The following is a 15968-nucleotide window of genomic DNA, read 5'->3' on the forward strand; positions in this document are numbered from 1 at the left end:
CCCTCTCTTGGCCGCCCCGACGCTCGCCCCGTTACAGAAATCCGAGATTTCCTCCGCGCTCACGAGGGAAAGCGCTGCGGGAAGTCTCGGATTTCTGCTAGCGCCGTCGGACGATCGGTCGCACGTTTCGAAGGGGCTGCCAGAGGGCGAGGCGCGCCGCCCAACGTGGGTCCGCAGGGCGGCGCGCCGCAGTCGCGCGCGGGCTACTGGTCCCTCTTGACCCGCATGCAGCGCATGGCGTTCAGAATCGCGATGATCGCCACGCCCACGTCACCAAAGACCGCGAGCCACATGTTGGCCACGCCCACCGCCGCGAGCGCGAGGATTATGACCTTCACGCCGATGGCAAAGACGATGTTTTGCCATACGATGCGCATGGTCCGTCGCGCGACGCGCATGGCGAGGGCGATCTTGGAGGGGTGGTCGTCCATGAGGACCACGTCGGCCGCCTCGATGGCCGCGTCGGAGCCCATCGCGCCCATCGCGATGCCCACGTCGGCGCGCATGAGCACGGGCGCGTCGTTGATGCCGTCGCCCACGAAGGCGAGCCGGTGCCCCTCGGCCTCGTTCGCGAGCAGGCGCTCGACCTCGACGACCTTGTCCTCGGGCAGGAGCTGAGCGTGGACCTCGTCGAGTCCGAGGCGCCTGCCCACGGCCTGCGCCACGTCGCGCCGGTCGCCGGTGAGCATGACGCACCTCTTGACGCCGGTGGCGTGCAGGCTGGCGATGGCCTGGGCGGCGTCGTCTTTCACCACGTCGGCGATCACGATGTGACCGGCGTAGGAGCCGTCCACGCTCACGTGCAGGATCGTTCCGGTGAGGTCGCACTCGTGCCAGCGCGCCCCGTGCTCGGCCATGAGCTTGTCGTTGCCCACCATGACCACGTGCTCGTCCACGCGGGCGGTCACGCCGTGGCCGGACTCCTCGCGCACGTCGGCGATGCGCGACTGGTCGATCCTCCCGGAGTAGGCGGCGCGCACCGAGACGGCGATCGGGTGGTCAGAGAAGGCCTCGGCGTGGGCGGCGTAGGAGAGGACGTAGTCCGGGTCCACGCCGGCCTCGGGGTGGACGGCCACCACGTTGAAGGTGCCGGAGGTGAGCGTCCCGGTCTTGTCAAAGACCACGGTGTCCACCTTGGCGAGCATCTCGAGGTAGTTCGAGCCCTTCACGAGCACGCCGATCCTGGACGCGCCGCCGATGCCGCCGAAGAAGCTGAGCGGCACCGAGATCACGAGCGCGCACGGGCAGGAGACCACGAGGAAGGTGAGGCCGCGCATGACCCAGTCGGTCCAGGGGCCCATGCCCAGGAGTGGCGGGATCACGGCCAGCGCGAGGGCGGCGAAGACCACGATGGGGGTGTAGACGCGGGCGAAGCGCGTGATGAAGTTCTCGGTCCGCGCCTTCTTCTCGCTGGCGTTCTCCACGAGCTCGAGGATGCGGGAGACCGTGGACTCGCCGAAGGGCTTGGTGGTCCTCACGTGGAGCATGCCGGTCATGTTGATGCAGCCGGAGATGACGCTGGCGCCTGCCTCCACGTGGCGCGGGACCGACTCGCCGGTGAGCGCGGCGGTGTCGAGCTGGCTCACGCCCTCGACGACCACGCCGTCAATGGGCACGCGCTCGCCGGGCTTGACCACGATGACGTCTCCCACGGCAACCTCGTCGGGGTCGACCTCCACGAGCTCGCCCTCGCGCTCCACGTTGGCGTAGTCGGGGGCGATGTCCATCATCGCGGAGATGGACTTGCGGCTCTTGCCCACGGCGTAGCTCTGGAAGAGCTCGCCCACCTGGTAGAAGAGCATGACCGCGGCGCCCTCGGCCATGTGGGGGTCAGTGTCGGGGAAGAAGACCATGGCAAAGGCGCCGAGGGAGGCGACGGACATGAGGAAGGCCTCGTCGAAGGGGTCGCCGCGTCGGATGTTTCGCGCGGCCTCAAGCAGGGTCTTGTAGCCGGCGATGAGGTAGGGGACGAGGAAGAGCGCAAAGCTCGCGTAGACGTCGCCCGGCGTGCCGAAGACGCTTGCGAGAAGGCCCGTCTCCTCCAGGGTCATCACGACCGCGAAGATGGCGAGCGCGACGATGATGCGGTTGCGCCAACGGCGCTGCTTCTTGTTCACAACGACTCCTCTGTTAATTGGGGGCTGTCCCCAATTCACATAAACTATTCTGGTAATTGGGGACAGTCCCCAACTGACAGGTCTAGCGGACGATCTCGCAGTCGGGCTCGACGCGCGCGGAAAGGGCGACGACGCGGTCGAGCACCTCGTCGAAGCGCTCGTCCGCGGCGGCGAGCGTGAGCTTCTGGGTCATGAAGTTGACCGAGACGGCGTCGACGCCGTCGAGCTTGGCGAGCGCGTCCTGCAGCTTGCGGGCGCAGTTGGCGCAGTCGATCTCGTCGAGCTTGAATGACTTACGCATGGGTCCTCCTCCTTGCAGATGCTATTCGCAGATGTGGGACATGCCCTGGTTGAGCATGGTGTAGACGTGATCGTCCGCGAGCGAGTAGACGACGTTTCGGCCGTCGCGCTGGAACTTCACGAGCCGCGCCTGCTTGAGCGTGCGCAGCTGGTGGCTGACCGCGCTCTGGGTCGAGCCGGTCTGCTCGGCGATGTCCGCGACGCAGAGCTCGCGGCCCATGAGGGCGAAGAGGATCTTGATGCGCGTGGTGTCGCTGAAGACCTTGAAGAGGTCGGCAAGGTCGTAGAGCAGCTCTTCGTCCGGCATCTCGTCGGGCGTCTCTCCCACGGTGAGCTTTTCCGCCATGGTACTCCTTCCGTATGAACATCTGAGCATGCGCTCATAAGTTATCTTGAGACTGATTATATGAGCATATGTTCATATGTCAAGGAAGATTAGGGGATGCGTGCAAAATGGCGCTTCAGTCCATATCGGGCAGGGCTTGAAAACAAAACTGCGCTTCGATCCATGGAAAAATGGCCCAGAAGCGGAAGTAGCGACGGGGACGATTAACCATAAGCTAATAAAAGTAACCTAACCAAGCGCACGCCGATGACGGAGCCTTAAATTTCCATGGATTGAAGGGCGAAACTGTTCCAGCCTCCAAGGAAAAATGGCTCGAAGACCAAAACTGCAGGCCGCCAAGCCTTGAGGTCTCGCTACGCGAACTCGATCTCGCCGGTCGCGGCGTCCATGGACTTCACGACGGCGAGCGACTCCACCTGGTAGCCGCGGGAGCGCAGCTCGGCGCCGCCCGGCTGGAAGCCCTTTTCGATGGCGATGCCGATGCCCTCGACGATGACGCCGGCCTCGTCGCAGATCTCGAGCAGGCCGTTCATGGCGCAACCCATGGCCATGAAGTCGTCGATGATCAGCACGTGCTCGCCGGCGTTGAGGAAGCGCTTGGCAACGATGACCTGGTACTCGCGGCCCTTGGTGTAGCTCGTGATGTTGGTGCGGTACTGGTCGCCGTCCATGTTCTTCGACTCGGTCTTGCGCGCAAAGACCACGGGCACGCCGCCAAAGTGAGTGGCCGCCACGCACGCGATGCCGATGCCCGATGCCTCGATCGTGAGGATCTTGTCGATCCGCTTGCCCGCGAACAGACGTGCCCACTCGGCGCCCATGTGGTCGTAGAGGGCGACGTCGCACTGATGGTTGAGGAAGTTGTCGACCTTGAGGACGTTGCCCTCGCGCACGATACCGTCCCTGCGGATGCGGTCCTCAAGCTCCTTCATCGTGCGTGCCCCTCTCGCGTCGCGGTTTTGGCTTCAACCATTATGCACGCTCGGAAAGCATTGTGCGACGCTCGACGAAAAACTCGCGGGGCGGCGGGGGGGGGTCAGCGCGCCTTGCGTCCAAAGAACGGAAGGCGAGGGAGCCTCCCTCGAAACGGGCTCACGAAGTCCTCCTCGCCGATCTGCTCTGCCTTCTCGACCTCGGGCGGGACGGTCTGGACCACGCCGTTGGGGACGTCGGCGACGGGCATGTCGGTGATGTCGGGGACGACCGTCGCGACGGGGCGCTCCTCGCCGGCCTCGCGCGCGGCGGCCTCGGCCTTCTCCCGGTAGCGGACCATCATGTCGCGCTGGATCTCCACGACGCTCGGCGGTGCCCAGATGAGCGCGTTGGCGCCGGCCTCCATGGTCGCGGCGGCGCTCGCGTCGCCTCGACCGCCGCTCGCGATGATCGGCAGCGCCGGGAAGGCGGCGCGCAGCTCGCGGATGACCTCGGCGGTCCCGCGGCCGGCTGCCACGTTGACGATACGCGCGCCCGCCTGGATCTTCTCCGCGGCCTCGTTGTCAAAGCGCGTGATCGTGGCGATGACCGGGATGTCCACCGTCGAGACCACCTGCGCGACGGTCTCCGGCGAGGCGGGGGAGTTGAGCACCACGCCCGCGGCGCCCTGCATCTCCGAGACGGCGGCGAGCTCGGCGGCGCGCCGGCCCGTGGTGGTGCCGCCGCCCACGCCCACGAACAGCGGCGCCTCGGCCACGGTGAGCAGCGCCTGCGTGATGGCGGGCTGGGCGGTGAAGGGGTAGACGGCGAAGATGGCGTCGGCGTTGGAGTTGCGGATCGCCGCGACGTCGGTCGAGTAGAGCAGCGTGCGGATGCGCCGGCCAAAGAGGGTGAAGCCGGTGCAGGCCTCGTAGTTCTCGGGCACGCGCAGCGGTGCCTTGCGCAGGCGCCCCTCGATCGGCGTGGGGCCGTCGGCGGCGGGGACGAGGTCGTGGGCCGCGTGCCCAGCCTCGAAGATGCCGTGGACGAGGCTCTGACCGGAGGCCTGGTTCCTCTCGACGTGCTCGTTGCTCATGGGGCCTCCCGGGTCTCGCTGAACTTCAGACACTTTTTTGTTCCCCGCACGGGCGTCGCCTATTCACCGGCGAGAAGAACGTGACAACCTCGTCACGAGGCGCCGCGCTACTCCTGGGTCTCGAACTCCGCGGCGACCTCGCGCAGGAGCTCGCGGATCGGCAGGTGCTGCGGGCAGGCGCGCTCGCACGCCCCGCAGCCGACGCACTCCGAGGCGAGACCGTGGCCGTGCCCGGTGTGGACCGCCTTGTAGTAGAAGCCCGCGGAGTCCTCCCCGTAGGCGCGCTTGGCGTTGAGGCAGGAGAAGACGTCGGGGATGTTGATCTTCTTGGGGCAGCCGTCCACGCAGTAGCGGCATGCGGTGCACTCGATTGCGTTCTGCCCGCGCAGAATCTGCGTGACGCGGGCGACGGCCGCGCGCTCGGCCTCAGAGAGCGGCGCGAGCGGGGAGAACGTGGCGACGTTCTCGGCGATCATCTCGGGCGTGCCCATCCCGGAGAGCACCATCTCGACGCCCGGCAGCCCGGCGGCGAAGCGCAGCGCAAAGCTCGCGGGGGAGCCGTCGCCGACGGCGGCGAGCGCGGCGCGCGCCTCCTCGGGCAGGTTGACCAGACGGCCGCCCTTCACGGGCTCCATGACGATGATGGGCTTGCCGTGGGCAGCGGCCACCTCGCAGCACTCGCGGCTCTGTATGACGCCGTTCTCCCAGTCGAGGTAGTTGACCTGCAGCTGGACGAACTCGACGTCGGGGTGGTCGGTGAGGATGCGGTCGAGGAAGGCCGCGTTGCTGTGGAACGAGAAGCCCACGTGGCGCACGAGGCCCGCGTCGCGCGCGGCGAAGGCCTCGTCGTAGGCGTGCTCGCGCTGGTACTTCTCGTAGTTGCCCATGCCCTGGGAGTGCATGAGGTAGAAGTCGAAGTAGTCCACGCCGCAGGCGCGCAGCTGGTCCTCGATCAGCGGGCGGATGTCCTCGCGGCGCTCGAAGCCGTTGGGGGAGAGCTTGTCCGCGAGCAGGAACTCGGAGCGGTCGTGGCGGGAGGTGAGCGCCTGCGCGATCGCGGGCTCCGAGCCGCCGGAGTGGTAAGGGCGCGCGGTGTCGAAGTAGTTGAGGCCTCCGTCGAGGAAGGCGTCGACCATCTGCGAGAACGTGGCGACGTCGACGGTGCCGTCCTCGAGCTTGGGCAGGCGCATGCAGCCAAAGCCGAGCTTGCCGCGGGCGTCCTCGAAGGGCGCGACGTGCGTGGTCGTGGTGGTGCTCATGGGGTCCCCTCTCCCTCGGTCTTTGCTGGGGGACATTCTACGCCGCCCCGCCCCCTTGGGGTCGCTAGTACAGGTCGAGCGCGCTCTCGAGCTCCTCCACGAGGTCCTGCTCGTCGACGACCCACGCGCCGTCCACGAGCGCGAGGTCAAAGCCCGTGCTGTTGGGAGACTGGACCTCGGCGGCCGCGACCACCTCGTCAAAGACCGCACAGAGGTATGAGCGCTGCTCCTCGGTGGGCGTCGTCGCCCCCTCCTCGCCGTAGGAGCCCCAGAGGTCGTTGTCGTAGCGGTAGTCGCTCGTTGCGTCGTGGAAGGCCCAGACGATCTCGTTGGCGTCCGGGGCGCCGATCTTGGCGTAGGACGAGGCCGTCCCGTCGCTGTAGGCGTAGGAGTACTCGGGCTCAAACGTGATGCCGCCGAGCGCCCACGTCGCAAAGGCGTCGGTGTCGACGCCGAGCTCGTCGGCGGAGTATCCCATGAGGTCGTAGAGCTTGTCGTCCAGGTAGGAGGCCGCGACGTCGTGGAGCTGGCCGGACTCCGGCGTCGAGACGAGCGCCTCGAGCCGCGCCACGAGCGCCGCCGTGGCGGCTTCGTCGTCGGCGTCCTGCTCGGGGACGTAGGCGTCCCAGTCGACGTTGCCGGAGTCGGAGTCGTCGCCAAAGAGCGCCTCGCCCAGGCCCTCCACGGCCTCGCCGGCGTCCTCGACGGCGGCGCTCACAAAGCCCGCCGCGCAGCTCAGAAGCGACGACCCAAAGCTCACGACGATGACGAGAAGAACGATGGCGCGCGTCACGACCCGCCGGTCCTTCTCGGTTCTCGCGCCGACCTCTCCGGCCGGGGCCGTCGGGGCCGTGCGCGGGCGGCGTGCGCGGGGCCTCCCGGCCTTGCGCGGCCCGTCGATCGAGGGGGCGTCGTAGTCGTGGCCGCGCGTTGTGGGCGCCTGGTAGTCGTCCTCGGGCTTGTGCGGCGTGCCGTCGGGCTCGCCGTGCGGCGCGTACTCGACCTGCGAGTCCAGGTCCTCGTCCTCATCGAGCAGGACGGGCTCGCCGCCCGGGAGCTCGGGCTCGCCGGCGTTGAAGGGGTCCACCTGGGACTCGTCTGAGCGCGAGAAGCGAAATCTTGTCACGGCTGTCCCCTCCGTACGGCGAAAATGTTGGACTCAGTATATTGAACGCCACCTTGGTTGGGTATCCTGAGAGGACTAACGGGCGTTCTAGGGAGTGCCAATGGAGCTTATCGGTCTCGTTCTCGTGGTCCTTCTGGTGTTTCTCATCGTGGGGCTCGTGACCGGCAACCTCTTCTACGTGGTCAAGCAGCAGCACGCCGTGATCATCGAGCGGCTGGGCAAGTTCCACAAGATCGTGGGCGCGGGCTTCCACGTGAAGATCCCGTTCGTGGACCGCAAGGCGGCCACCGTCAGCCTGCGCACGATGAAAAACGGCTTTAACATCGACGTCAAGACCGAGGACAACGTCACCATCGGGCTTGAGATCTCGGCGCAGTACCACGTGAGCTACGAGCGCGGCGAGCGCCCGCAGGACTCCGGCGTGTACAAGAGCTACTACATGCTTCAGCAGCCCGTGGCGCAGATGCGCGACTTCATCACCGACGCGCTGCGCTCGTCGATCCCCGTCTACACGCTCGACGAGGTCTTTGCCAAGAAGGACGACATCGCCAAGGACGTCAACGCCACCGTCTCGGAGCAGATGGCGGCCTACGGCTTCACGCTGGTCTCGACGCTCATCACCAAGATCGCGCTGCCGGCCGAGGTCGAGGACTCCATGAACCAGATCAACGCCGCCCAGCGCACCAAGGCCGCCGCCCAGGACCTCGCCGAGGCCGACCGCATCCGCCGCGTGACCGAGGCCGTGGCCGAGGCCGAGGCCATGGAGAAGGCCGGCGAGGGCATCGCCAACCAGCGCAAGGCCATCGCCGCCGGCATCAAGGAGTCGCTCGAGACCATCCAGGAGACCGGCGTGGGCAATGACGAGGCCAACCAGCTCTTCATGTTCACGCAGTGGACCGAGATGATGGCCGAGTTCGCCAAGACGGGCAAGGCCTCCACGGTGGTGCTTCCGAGCGACTTCACGCAGACCGCGAGCATGTTCGAGCAGATGATCGCAGCCGGCGCGGCGGGGGAGGGCGCCAAGGTGCCGCCCGTGCCCCCTGCGGAGCGGTAGCCCGCCAACAGCGCGCGGGCTGCGGACGGTCCGGCCGAGAAGGGCGCCCGCAGCCGGCACGTCTTTTGACTGCGCGCGGGCCGCGGACGCCTCGAGCTCTCGAGACGCCCGCGGTCCGCACCCTCGTGTCCGGCTCGGGCCTTCCGGGGCCCCGGCGTCGACGCGCGCTCCCTACGCGCCCAGTATTGCCGCGGGCAGCTCGAGCAGGCTTCCCAGCACCGCCTCGCAGCGCTCGAGCAGCTCGGGCGTGGGCGTCGCCCACTCGGGCACGAGGTAGGTCGCCATGCCGGCCCCGACGGCTGCAAGCGCGCCGTTCACCGAGTCCTCGACCGCCGCGCACGTCGTGGGGTCGAGGCCCAGGCGCCGTGCCGACTCGAGGTAGATGTCGGGCGCGGGCTTGGCGTGCTCGATCTGGTCGCCAAAGGTCATGGACGAGAAGAACGGGGCCATCCCAAAGCGCTCCATGAGGGGCAGGGCGTGCTCGCGGGCGGTCGAGGTCGCGAGGGCGACGGCGATGCCGGCCTCGCTCACGGCGCGCAGGGCCTCGAGCGCGCCCGCGCAGGGCTCGAGCTGCTCGTCCTCGATCTCGAAGAAGAGGTCGCGCTGGTGGGCGAAGAGGCGCTCGGTGAGCGCGGGGTCGCCGAACTCGTCGTCGATCATCGCGCGGGCGTCGGGGAGGCTGCAGCCCACGAAGGCGTTCCAGATGCGCTCGGGAACCTCGAGGCCAAAGTCCGCGGCGGCCCGCCTCCATGCCGTCTGGCTCACGCGCTCGGTGTCGACGAGCGTGCCGTCCATGTCGAAGATGACAGCCTCGGGCAGGCGGGGCGTCTGGGGTGCGGTCATGTGGGGTCCCTCCGGTCGCGTGTCGTGTCCCGAGGGGGCATTGTATCCGGATTCGCGCCGGCAGCACACCCACAAGAACGCCGAGTAAGAGCTTTTGACCAAAACATGACGTCAGCGGGGCCTGTTTTGGCACAAAGCTCTTACTCGGCGCGCGGCCGGTCAGAAGCTGTCAATCGGAACTGTCAATCGGGGCCAGGCCCCGATTGACAGAAACCCTAGAGTGCGTCGGCGCGCAGGGCCTCCACGAGGTTCATGGCGTGCGTCTTTCTCAGCGCGTAGAGGACGCTTGCCGCGAGCACCCCCACGACCAGGGCAAACGCGAGCGCGAGGTGACCCCACGGCACCACGAGCGCAACGCCGCTCACAGAAAGCGACATGGCCTGCCAGAGGAACCACTCGACGATCAGGGCCAGCGCGCCCCCCAGCACGAGCCCCTTGAGCGCGTAGTCCGCGCACTCCACGAAGATCATCTTCCGGAACGACCGCTCTCCCATGCCGGCCGAGCGCAGCACCGCGAACTCGCGCGTGCGCAGCATCATGCCGGAGGCGATGGTGTTGAAGACGTTGGCCACCGCGATGAGCGCCAGGATCGCCGCAAAGCAGAAGAGGAAGACCTGCACGGTGAAGGACATGGCGCGCGCGTCGCGCAGCGTCGCGGCGAGGTTGGTGGAGCCGAGCACGTCGATGCCGCCGATCTGCTCAGCGGCGCCCTCCATCTGGCGCAGCGCCTCGGCGTCGTCGGCGCCCTCCTCGAGGCGCGCGAGCACGCTCACCCACGGCGTGTAGAGGCTCTGGACCATGGGGTCGAGCGCGACCCCCGACTCCCGCACGGCGCGCGCGGGCATCACCAGGGTGGGGAACTGGCTGGAGAGCTGGTCCGGGCTCAGGGGGAAGTCCTCGCCGAGGTCGGGTCCCACGACCGTCGCCGGCACGCTCGTCACGACGCGCGCCGCCTCCCTCAGCGGGACCTCGAGGTCGGAGGAGCTGTCCTCGGGGGCGTAGTAGACGACCGTGCCGTCCTCCCCCCATGCCAGGAGGGGCTTCTCGTAGCCCGCGCGCTCGTCGATCGCGAGCAGGTCGACCTCGCCCGTCGTCTGGGCGGGGAGCAGCTCGCTCTGGACGTAGCGCGAGCCGTCGCTCGCGTAGACCGTGCCGACCAGAAGGGCGCTGAGCTGCGACGGGTCGGCGGCGTCGGCCCCCAGGACGCCCCGCTCTGCGAGCGAGCGCCACGTGGCGTCGTCGACGAGGAAGACGTCGGCCGAGGCGTAGCCCTGCCCGTCGACGTTGCCGACCTCGCTCGCCGGGAGGTCGCCGCCCGCGGTCGACGCGCCGCCGAGTAGGCCCCCCGAGAGCCGGATCGCGGCGGAGAGGCTTCCGTAGTAGGCGGCGCCCTCGACGCCGTCGAGCTGCCCTATGCGGGCGAGCAAGTCGTCGGCCGCGGCGAGAGAGACTGATCCGCCCCGGTCCGCCCCGTCGCCCTTCTCCGGCTCGTCCTGGCGGTCCGCCACGGTGAGCTCGAGGTCGAACGACGTCGCGGAGCCCAGCTGGGTCGCGTCCGTCGCGCCGGTGAGCATGTCGTTCACGACGCCCGCCGTCACGAGCAGCGTGACGGAGACGGCGAGCGAGAGCACCGCGACGCGCGCCTTGCTGGAGGACACCAGCAGGGTGCGGCGGGCGAGGAAGGCGGGGACGCCCCCGAGCCGCGCCGCGAGGCCGCGCGGCCGCGAGCCGTCGGGGGAGAGGTCGTCTGCGGGGCGGGTCCGCCGGGCAAAGACGCGGCGCAGCCTCCTGCTCGGGCGGACGTCGGCCGACTGCCGGATGGCGTCCACGGCCGAGACGCGACTGGCGCGCACGGCGGGGACCATCGCGCTCACCACCAGCGTGAGCGAGGCGAGAAGGACAGTGAGCGCCACGCTCCACGGGCTCACGACGAGCGTCACCGCAGAGTCGGTGCCGACCATGCGCGCCCAGCCCTCGCCCGTTACGGCGAAGGCGACCGCGGCGCCCGCGATCCCGATGGCAACGCCGAGCGGGATGCCGACGGCCCCGAGCACGCCCGCCTCGACAAAGACCGTGCGCCTGAGCTGTCGCCTCGAGGCGCCGAGCGAGGAGAGCAGGCCGAACTGGCGCGTGCGCTCGGAGACGGAGATGGTGAAGGCGTTCGAGATGAGCGAGACCGCCGCGACCACGATCACCACGGCGAGGGTTGCGGCGAACATGGCGAGGGTGTCGAAGATCAGCCGGTCGCCGCCGAGCCCCTGGTAGGTGAGCAGGCCCCCGTTGAGGACCGACGCGCGATCTCCCCCGGCGGGACGCAGCCGCTCGACGAGTTCGTCGAGCTCCTCTCGGCTCGAGCACGAGGTGGAGAAGTACGCGTTGGTGCGCGGCAGGGCCGCCCCTCCGGTCTGGTCGGGGCTCACGTAGCCGATGTAGCCCGGGATGGTCCAGTCGGGCTCGACGAAGCCGACCACGGTGTAGGTGCGCGGCGCGCTGACGCCCTCGAGGGTCTCGGAGATCTGGCCCTGCCCCACGTCCGCGGTGCCGTCCGCGTCCGTCCCGTAGACGACTCTCCGGTACATGACGCCGCTCTCGGCGCCCACCTCGTCGTCCGAGCCGTCCTCGTAGCGCTGGACGCGCCGGCCAAGCGAGAGCGTGAGCTGGGAGCCGAGCTCGAGCGGACCGTCGGCGACCACGCCGGCGTCGATTCCTGGGAGCTCGGAGGCGCCGGGCGTGAGCTCGATGCCGCGCAGGTTCGAGGTGAGCGCGATCTCGCCGTCCTTCTCGGGAAGTCGGCCCGACGTGACGGAGGGGGCGAGGAGGACCTCGTAGGCGTCGTCGCCCATGGCGCGAGCGGTGCCGCCCTGCTCCACCGGGAGGCCCAGCACCGAGAGGTAGGTGCCGTTGCGCTCGGCGTCGCTCGCGGAGAAGGCGGCCGAGCCCAGGTCCCGCTGGGTCGCGAGGCGGTCGAGGAGGTCTCCGGCGACGTCGCGGAGGCTCTGGAGCTCGGCGTCGTCGGTCGCGGGGAACTTGACCTGCCAGACGCCGTCCGTCTCGCGGCTCTGGTTGGCGAGCCCCGCCTGCAGGCTCGTGACGCTCGCGAGCACGGCCATGAGCAGGCCGGTCGCAAGGGCGATGCCCACCACGGTCACGGCGGTGCGAACGCGGTTGGCCGCGAGCGAGCGCAACGTGAAGCGGGCGAACACGGATGATGAAAAGGGACTGTCCCTTTTCATCAGAGCACCTCCGAGCGCAGGGCCTCGACCACGCCGGTGGCGCCGCAGCGGCGCAGGGCGTACGTCACGCTCACGGCGATCACGACGAGCACCGCCGCCACGGAGAGTCCGATCTGCGGCCAGGGCAGCGCAAATTCGTAGGTGGAGTAGGAGAGCGCCATGGCCTCGTACAGCCCCACGTTGGCGACGAGCGCCAGCGCAAAGCCGAGCGCAAGGCCGCGCAGGGCGTAGCTTGTGCACTCGTAGGCGATCATGCGGCGGAAGGCGCGCCCGTACATGCCGATGGACCTGAGCACGGCGAACTCGCGGCGGCGCAGGATGAGGGCGTTGGCGAGCGTGTTGAAGACGTTGGTCACGGCGATGAGGCCGGTGATGGCGGCGAAGCAGTAGATGAAGGTGTTCACGGCGGTGGCCATGAGGCGCGACTGCAGCTTGCCCTCGGCGACGTTGGTGTAGGTGACGTCGAGCGCGGGGTGGTCCGCCGCGATCTTCTCGATCTCGTCCTGGGCGTCCGAGGCGCGCACGGCGTCGCCGTCCGTGGAGAGCGAGCAGCTCGCGCGCAGGTAGCCCATGGTGTCGGCGAGCTCGATGGCCGAGGCGGGCAGGACGAGCTGGAGGCTGCCGCTCAGGCTCACGCCCACGGGGGCGTGGTCGGCGAGCGCACCCACCTCGATCTGTTGCTCGCGGGCGACGGCCTGGTCGAGGGGCAGCGCCTGCTCGTTGCCGGAGTCATCGTAGTAGTAGGCCTCGGGCCGTCCGTCCGCGCCGTCGCGCAGACCGTCGGCGAAGCGCCCGTCGAGGTCGGCGAACTCGAGCGACGTCAGCGCGCCGCCGGCGGAGAGCGGGGCGAGGCGCGCGTAGGTCTCGTCGCCGCGGACGGTGTAGGCGTTCACCGCCACGGCGCGCGGGTGCGCCGGGTCGCAGAACTCGTCGCGCGAGAGGCCCAGCTCGTCGACGTAGGACGCCCAGCTGGCGTCGTCCAGGAACGCCACGTTGGCCTGGCCGTACCACGAGCCGTCCGCAAGGCGCGTCGGGCTGCCCTCGAGCCCCTCGGCGTCGTCCGCGACCATGCCCGCGGGGAGAAGGACCTCGGCGACGTAGCTCGTGAGGTAGCCGTTGGGGTGCGCCCCGTCGACGTCCTTGACCTCGTCATAGAAGCTGGCGAGCTCCTTCTGCATGCCGGGCCCGTCCACGCGGCCGTCGGCGAGCGCGAGCGTCTGGTCCGCCCCGGCGCCGGTGGCGTCGACGTAGAGCACGAGATCCTGGCCCGCCATGGTGTCGACGGAGGTCTCGGTGGCGTAGCCCATGACGTCGGCGATCGAGCCGGAGGTGACGAGCAGGGCCACGGAGACGGCGAGCGCGGCCACGGTGACGCGCCCCTTCGAGGAGCTGCGGGAGAGGTTGCGGTGCGCCACGAAGCCGGGGACGCCGAAGAGCCGCCCCGCGAGGCCGAGCGAGCGAACGGCGCCCGCGCCCTCGTGCCGTCCGGCGGGGAGGGCCGGACGGCGGGTCCTTCTCGCCCGGCGCCCGAGGTGCACGTCCTGCGTCTGGCGGATGGCGTCGACGGCGGAGACCCGGCTCGCGCGGATCGCGGGGACCCAGGCGCTCGCGAGCAGCGTGACGAGGCCGAGAAGGGCGGCGACGAGCAGGCCTGCGGGGCTCACCACCACGGTGGCCGCCGCCCCGCCGCCGGCGAGCGCCGCGAGGCCCTCGCCCACGAGGCCAAAGACCACGTAGCAGCCGGCGAGGCCGAGCACGAGGCCCGCGGGGATGCCCGCGGCGCCGATCACGAGCGCCTCCACGAGCACGGTGCGGCGGAGCTGCCGGCGGCTCGCGCCGAGGGAGGAGAGCAGTCCGAACTGACGGGTGCGCTCGGCCACGGAGATGGCGAAGCTGTTGTAGACGAGCGAGATGCCGGCCACGACCACCACGGCGGCGAGGATGCCCGCGATCTGGTAGAGCGTGTTCCAGATGGCGGTGTCCGGCGTGGCGCCCATCCAGCGGATGAGGGAGGTGTGCACGGAGGTGCCGTACTCGGCCTCGTTGGCGTTGGCGAGCCCGTTCGCCACGTCCGCGGCCTTGGCCGGGTCGGCGGTGCGGAAGACCGCGGAGGCCCAGGTGGCCGCGGAGTCGTCCGAGAGCGCGCCGGCGAGGGCGCTGCCGTCGTCGTAGACGTAGGCGCTGTTGCCCTGGAGCGCCATGGTGCTCGAGAAGCCGTAGGAGCGGTAGAAGCCCACGACGGTGACCTCGATGCTTCCGAGGTCGGCGGAGAAGGACTCGCGCTGCGTGGTCTCGACCACGTAGCTGCCGTTGACGGAGGTGGCCGTGTAGGTGCTTCCGTCGTCGAGGTTCTCCACGGTGCGTGTGCCGAGGTCCAGCGTGACGGTGCTGCCCAGCGTGATGGCGCCGCCGTCCGCGGTGGAGAGCCCGCAGGGGGCGAGCTCGACGTTCTGCAGGTAGTGGGGGAGGACGACCTCGCCCGCGGCCTCGGGCGCGCGGCCGGCCACGAGCTCGGGCGCCTGGAGGAGCGGCTCGTCGGCGTCGCTGCCGGTGCCGGCGGCCGGCCAGGTCTTGGCGTAGAGGTAGGGCCCGAAGAGGCTGCTGTTGTCCTCGCCGAGCGAGACGGTGCCCAGGTCGGTGACGGCGGTCCAGTCCGTGACCTCCGGGTCTTCCTCAAGCTGCTCGAGGCCCTGCTCGGTGATGCCGGCCGCCTCCGCGTACCACCAGCCCTCGTCGGCCGCGGTGCGCTCGACGAGCATGTTGGAGAGCGAGGCCACGCTCGTGAGCACGGCGGCGATGAGGGCCACCGAGAGCGCCACGCCCATGACCGAGACCACGGTCCGCACCCGGTTGGCCGCGAGCGAGCGCAGCGTGAACCGCACGAACACGGACCGCGCGGGCCCTCCCGCGCGCCGCGGCGCCAGGTTCTTCTCGCCCGGGTCGTGCCTGTGGGCGGCCATGTTAGCTCACCCTCGTGTCGGAGGCGATGCGGCCGTCCTCGAGCGCGATCACGCGGTCGGCCGTGAGCGCGATGTCCTCGTCGTGCGTGATCACGATGAGCGTCTGGCCGAGCTCGCGGTTGGACTTGCGCAGCAGGGCCATGATGTCGGCGGAGTTCTTGGAGTCGAGGTTGCCCGTGGGCTCGTCGGCGAGCACCACGGCCGGCGCGTTCATGAGCGCGCGCCCGATGGCCACGCGCTGCTGCTGGCCGCCGGAGAGCTGGTTGGGGAGGTGGTGCTCGCGCCCCTCGAGGCCGAGCACGTGGAGCATGTTGGCGAGGCGCTTCTCGTTGACCGCCCGACCGTCCATGAGTACGGGCAGGCACATGTTCTCCACCACGTCGAGCACCGGCACGAGGTTGTAGAACTGATACACCAGGCCCACCTCGCGCCGACGGAAGACCGCGAGCTGCTCGTCGGTGCGTTGGAAGACGTCCTCGCCGTTCAGGCGCACGGTGCCGGAGGTTGGCCGGTCCACGCCGCCGATCATGTGCAGCAGGGTCGACTTGCCGGAGCCCGAGCTGCCGATGATGGCCACGAACTCGCCCGCTGCCACCGTGAAGCTCACGTCGTCGAGCGCACGCACGGCCGTGTCGCCGCTGCCGTAGGTCTTGGTGAGGCGCTCAATCTGAAGGATGTCCATGCTGCCTCCTCGTTCTTTTCGTCAATTCTATGATGGGGGA

General features: G+C 69.4%; 12 protein-coding genes. 1 reads left to right on the forward strand and 11 read right to left on the reverse strand.

The features are described 5' to 3' along the window. Positions 1-203 precede the first annotated feature (203 nt). The 7 genes from NW198_RS01915 to NW198_RS01945 all read right to left on the reverse strand — a co-directional run bounded on the left by NW198_RS01915 (position 204) and on the right by NW198_RS01945 (position 7156). Positions 204-2117, reverse strand: a complete 1914-nt coding sequence (locus NW198_RS01915) for a heavy metal translocating P-type ATPase (protein ID WP_258339792.1) — start codon at positions 2115-2117, stop codon at positions 204-206. An 82-nt stretch (positions 2118-2199) separates the two neighbouring features. Further along, entirely contained in the window at positions 2200-2418 is a 219-nt protein-coding gene (locus NW198_RS01920) for a cation transporter (RefSeq protein ID WP_258339793.1), read from the reverse strand. Positions 2419-2439: 21 nt separating this feature from the next. Continuing rightward, positions 2440-2763: a helix-turn-helix transcriptional regulator gene (locus tag NW198_RS01925; RefSeq protein ID WP_087217656.1), complete on the reverse strand. Its 324-nt coding sequence runs from the start codon at positions 2761-2763 to the stop codon at positions 2440-2442. A gap of 353 nt (positions 2764-3116) precedes the next feature. Then, positions 3117-3695 carry a xanthine phosphoribosyltransferase gene (locus NW198_RS01930; protein ID WP_258339794.1) on the reverse strand — a complete coding sequence of 193 codons (579 nt, stop codon included), beginning with the start codon at positions 3693-3695 and terminating at the stop codon, positions 3117-3119. A 104-nt stretch (positions 3696-3799) separates the two neighbouring features. After that, positions 3800-4771, reverse strand: coding sequence for a hypothetical protein (locus NW198_RS01935; RefSeq protein ID WP_258339795.1), 972 nt, complete (start codon positions 4769-4771; stop codon positions 3800-3802). Positions 4772-4878: 107 nt separating this feature from the next. Next, the gene (locus NW198_RS01940; protein ID WP_258339796.1) at positions 4879-6030 is read right to left on the reverse strand and encodes an aldo/keto reductase; all 1152 of its coding nucleotides are present in this window, start codon (positions 6028-6030) and stop codon (positions 4879-4881) included. 64 nt (positions 6031-6094) lie between these two features. Further along, positions 6095-7156, reverse strand: coding sequence for a hypothetical protein (locus tag NW198_RS01945; RefSeq protein ID WP_258339797.1), 1062 nt, complete (start codon positions 7154-7156; stop codon positions 6095-6097). Positions 7157-7256: 100 nt separating this feature from the next. On the opposite strand from NW198_RS01945, the gene NW198_RS01950 reads away from it, so the two are divergent. Next, complete coding sequence (locus tag NW198_RS01950) at positions 7257-8210, forward strand: SPFH domain-containing protein (protein ID WP_258339798.1); 954 nt, start codon at positions 7257-7259, stop codon at positions 8208-8210. A 171-nt stretch (positions 8211-8381) separates the two neighbouring features. Here NW198_RS01950 and NW198_RS01955 read toward each other — a convergent pair whose 3' ends face one another. The 4 genes from NW198_RS01955 to NW198_RS01970 all read right to left on the reverse strand — a co-directional run bounded on the left by NW198_RS01955 (position 8382) and on the right by NW198_RS01970 (position 15928). Further along, positions 8382-9053 (reverse strand): HAD family phosphatase, encoded by a 672-nt coding sequence (locus tag NW198_RS01955; RefSeq protein WP_258339799.1) that lies wholly within the window; start codon positions 9051-9053, stop codon positions 8382-8384. 215 nt (positions 9054-9268) lie between these two features. Further along, positions 9269-12286: an ABC transporter permease gene (locus NW198_RS01960; protein ID WP_258339800.1), complete on the reverse strand. Its 3018-nt coding sequence runs from the start codon at positions 12284-12286 to the stop codon at positions 9269-9271. Further along, positions 12286-15246 (reverse strand): ABC transporter permease, encoded by a 2961-nt coding sequence (locus NW198_RS01965; RefSeq protein ID WP_258339801.1) that lies wholly within the window; start codon positions 15244-15246, stop codon positions 12286-12288. Before NW198_RS01965 ends, NW198_RS01960 begins: the two co-directional genes overlap by 1 nt. A 1-nt stretch (position 15247) precedes the next feature. Beyond that, entirely contained in the window at positions 15248-15928 is a 681-nt protein-coding gene (locus tag NW198_RS01970; protein WP_258339802.1) for an ABC transporter ATP-binding protein, read from the reverse strand. Positions 15929-15968 lie beyond the last annotated feature (40 nt).

It is taken from the genome of Thermophilibacter sp. ET337, assembly GCF_024733715.1.
In the GTDB taxonomy this organism is placed as follows: domain Bacteria; phylum Actinomycetota; class Coriobacteriia; order Coriobacteriales; family Atopobiaceae; genus Thermophilibacter.

Excerpts from the sequence above, each read along its gene's own strand:
- NW198_RS01920 (WP_258339793.1), bottom strand. The coding sequence starts at position 2,418 with ATGCGTAAGTCATTCAAGCTCGACGAGATCGACTGCGCCAACTGCGCC.
- NW198_RS01925 (WP_087217656.1), bottom strand. The coding sequence starts at position 2,763 with ATGGCGGAAAAGCTCACCGTGGGAGAGACGCCCGACGAGATGCCGGAC.
- NW198_RS01930 (WP_258339794.1), bottom strand. The coding sequence starts at position 3,695 with ATGAAGGAGCTTGAGGACCGCATCCGCAGGGACGGTATCGTGCGCGAG.
- NW198_RS01935 (WP_258339795.1), bottom strand. The coding sequence starts at position 4,771 with ATGAGCAACGAGCACGTCGAGAGGAACCAGGCCTCCGGTCAGAGCCTC.
- NW198_RS01940 (WP_258339796.1), bottom strand. The coding sequence starts at position 6,030 with ATGAGCACCACCACGACCACGCACGTCGCGCCCTTCGAGGACGCCCGC.
- NW198_RS01950 (WP_258339798.1), top strand. The coding sequence starts at position 7,257 with ATGGAGCTTATCGGTCTCGTTCTCGTGGTCCTTCTGGTGTTTCTCATC.
- NW198_RS01955 (WP_258339799.1), bottom strand. The coding sequence starts at position 9,053 with ATGACCGCACCCCAGACGCCCCGCCTGCCCGAGGCTGTCATCTTCGAC.
- NW198_RS01960 (WP_258339800.1), bottom strand. The coding sequence starts at position 12,286 with ATGAAAAGGGACAGTCCCTTTTCATCATCCGTGTTCGCCCGCTTCACG.
- NW198_RS01965 (WP_258339801.1), bottom strand. The coding sequence starts at position 15,246 with ATGGCCGCCCACAGGCACGACCCGGGCGAGAAGAACCTGGCGCCGCGG.
- NW198_RS01970 (WP_258339802.1), bottom strand. The coding sequence starts at position 15,928 with ATGGACATCCTTCAGATTGAGCGCCTCACCAAGACCTACGGCAGCGGC.